The sequence below is a fragment of the Streptosporangium subroseum genome (assembly GCF_900188345.1).
GTDB lineage: Bacteria > Actinomycetota > Actinomycetes > Streptosporangiales > Streptosporangiaceae > Streptosporangium > Streptosporangium subroseum.
Genome location: NZ_FZOD01000153.1, coordinates 1 through 2069, shown reverse-complemented (window position 1 = coordinate 2069; position 2069 = coordinate 1). Strand labels below are relative to the sequence as shown.

Below are 2069 nucleotides of genomic sequence, written 5' to 3'. Positions count from 1 at the left end.
GGAAGTTCAGCTACAGCCGCAACAGCGGCTTCGACGGCTTCCGCACCCGCATCGGCGAGGGCAACTCCCGCGACTTCGACTGGGGCAACTACTACAACCACTCCTTCTGAACCGCCGGGTGACGGTGCGACGCGCGCCAGGTCCCAAGAACGCCCCGGCAGAAGGATCAGCAATCCGGCCGATTCTTCCACCGGCCGACACCACCCCACCGGACACGGCCCGGAAACGACGAGCCGTTCCTGCATCGGCGGCCACCGTGGCGCGGTCTCATCCGCCGAGCTGATCGGCGTAGTCGCGGGCGGACTGGGCGAACGTCCTGCCCGGACGGCCCGTCACGGCGGTGTACGTGGGCGTGGTGTAGTCGCCCCAGCCCGCGTCGTAGGCCTTCAGGTACTCCTTGGTGACCGCCGCGTCCCACTCCTTCATCCCGGCCTTCAGCATCGCGGGATAGGCGTCGTCCGGGCTCACCGGCTGGTAGGCGATCGGCCTGCCGTACACCTTCGACAGCGTGTCCGTCGTGTCCCGCAGGCTGATGCTCTCCGGTCCAGTGATCGTGTAGGTTTCCCCCCGATGGGGTGCGGGGTCACGGAGCACGACGGCGGCGAAGTCGGCGATGTCCCGCACGTCGATCATGCCGACTCGGCCCTTCCCGGGAGCACCGTAGAAGGTGTCGCCGTTGACCGAGCCGAGAGTGTTCTGCATGAAGTACGCCGGGCGGACGATGGTCCAGCCGACGTCCGAGGCCGCGAGCTCGATGTCCGACAGGATGTGCAGCCGGCCGTTGCGGGTCGGTGCGTCGTGCCCCGCGCCGATGGCCGACATGCGGACGATGTGCCGCACGCCCGCCTTCCTGGCCGCCCAGAGCGCATTGCTGCTGGCGTGCGTGGAGTCGGGGCCCATGGCGTTCAGCAGCCACACCGTGTCTACGCCCTCGAACGCCTGGTCCAGCGTCTCCGGGTGGTGAAGGTCGCCGACCACCACCTCGACACCTAATGGCGACTTGGCCCTGTCGCGTACCAGCGCCCGCAGGTCCGCCGTGCCCCGCAGCGAGCGCAGTACCCCGCTGGAGACGATGCCGTTGGCACCGGTGATCAGGATGGTCATCGCAATGTCCCCTCTTCTGTGGAAACGAGTTCGTCGATCAGGCCGAAGAAGGCCTGGATGCCGGGCAGGTTGCCGCCCTTGGCGCGGGAGGCCGCGAAGTCGGCCGGCGAGCGCCACTCCACGATGTCCAGCCATTCGCCGTCGGACAGCTGGATCAGCTTGGCGCCCAGGAATCCGTCCCGGTCGGCCTGGAAGTCCGCGATCATTCCGCCACGGGCGGCGATGAGATCCGTCTCGTGCTCGGAAGAGACGCGGAACCTGGTGAGTTCTACTGTCGTCGTCACACCACGACGATATAGTAAGAATTAGTGACAGTCAAAATTAGTGACTAAATGAGGGGCGCGCGGTGCGTAGGAGCGAACGCAAGCGGGAGATGCCCGACTTGGGGATCCTGTCCAGCCGGACGCTGTTCAGCCTGCAGAAAGAGTTGTTCTCCCGGCTGGCGGAGATGGGGGAGGACCAGGTCAGGCCGCGGCACGGGGCCGTGCTGGCCTACCTGGACGTGGAGGGCAGCCGGGCCTCCGACCTGGCCGCGCAGTCGGGTCAGCACAAGCAGGTGATCGGCACCCTGGTGGACGAGTTGGTGGCGCTCGGGTACGTGGAGCGGCAGCCGGATCCCGCCGATCGCAGGGCCAAGCTCATCGTGCCCACCGAACTGGGCCGCGATCACCTGGTGAAGTCGGACGCCGTCGTCGCGGAGATGGAGGCCGAGCACGCGCGGGCGGTCGGCGAGGAGGCGTACGCGGAGTTCAAACGCGTCTTCAAGCTGGTCGCCGAGCGCCAAACTAGGACGAAGTGACCGTTACCGACCCGCGGAGGGCCAGGTCTGGCGGAGGGACATCACCGGGTAGCGGCGGGCTGACGATCAGGGCTCTAGAGCGCGAGGGTTTCGAGGTCCACGGAATCGGCCATGGCCTGGGCGCCTCTGTCATTGAGATGCATGCCATCACCGCCGTCCAGCGCGG

3 protein-coding genes are annotated in these 2069 nt (G+C 67.3%); 1 reads left to right on the top strand and 2 read right to left on the bottom strand.

Annotated features, from left to right (window positions below; translation table 11 throughout):
• Positions 1–267: 267 nt before the first annotated feature.
• Together CHC08_RS47735 and CHC08_RS47730 are read right to left on the bottom strand one after the other, a co-directional pair.
• Positions 268–1104: an SDR family oxidoreductase gene (locus CHC08_RS47735; protein ID WP_089213955.1), complete on the bottom strand. Its 837-nt coding sequence runs from the start codon at positions 1102–1104 to the stop codon at positions 268–270.
• Positions 1101–1388 (bottom strand): antibiotic biosynthesis monooxygenase, encoded by a 288-nt coding sequence (locus CHC08_RS47730; protein ID WP_089213954.1) that lies wholly within the window; start codon positions 1386–1388, stop codon positions 1101–1103. The genes CHC08_RS47735 and CHC08_RS47730 overlap by 4 nt, the downstream gene beginning before the upstream one ends.
• A gap of 62 nt (positions 1389–1450) precedes the next feature.
• Between CHC08_RS47730 and CHC08_RS47725 the strand changes: the two genes are divergently transcribed.
• The gene (locus tag CHC08_RS47725; protein ID WP_089213953.1) at positions 1451–1903 is read left to right on the top strand and encodes a MarR family winged helix-turn-helix transcriptional regulator; all 453 of its coding nucleotides are present in this window, start codon (positions 1451–1453) and stop codon (positions 1901–1903) included.
• Positions 1904–2069 lie beyond the last annotated feature (166 nt).

Bases quoted from the DNA above. Each gene is read 5' to 3' on its own strand.
- CHC08_RS47735 (WP_089213955.1), bottom strand. From the start codon at position 1,104: ATGACCATCCTGATCACCGGTGCCAACGGCATCGTCTCCAGCGGGGTA.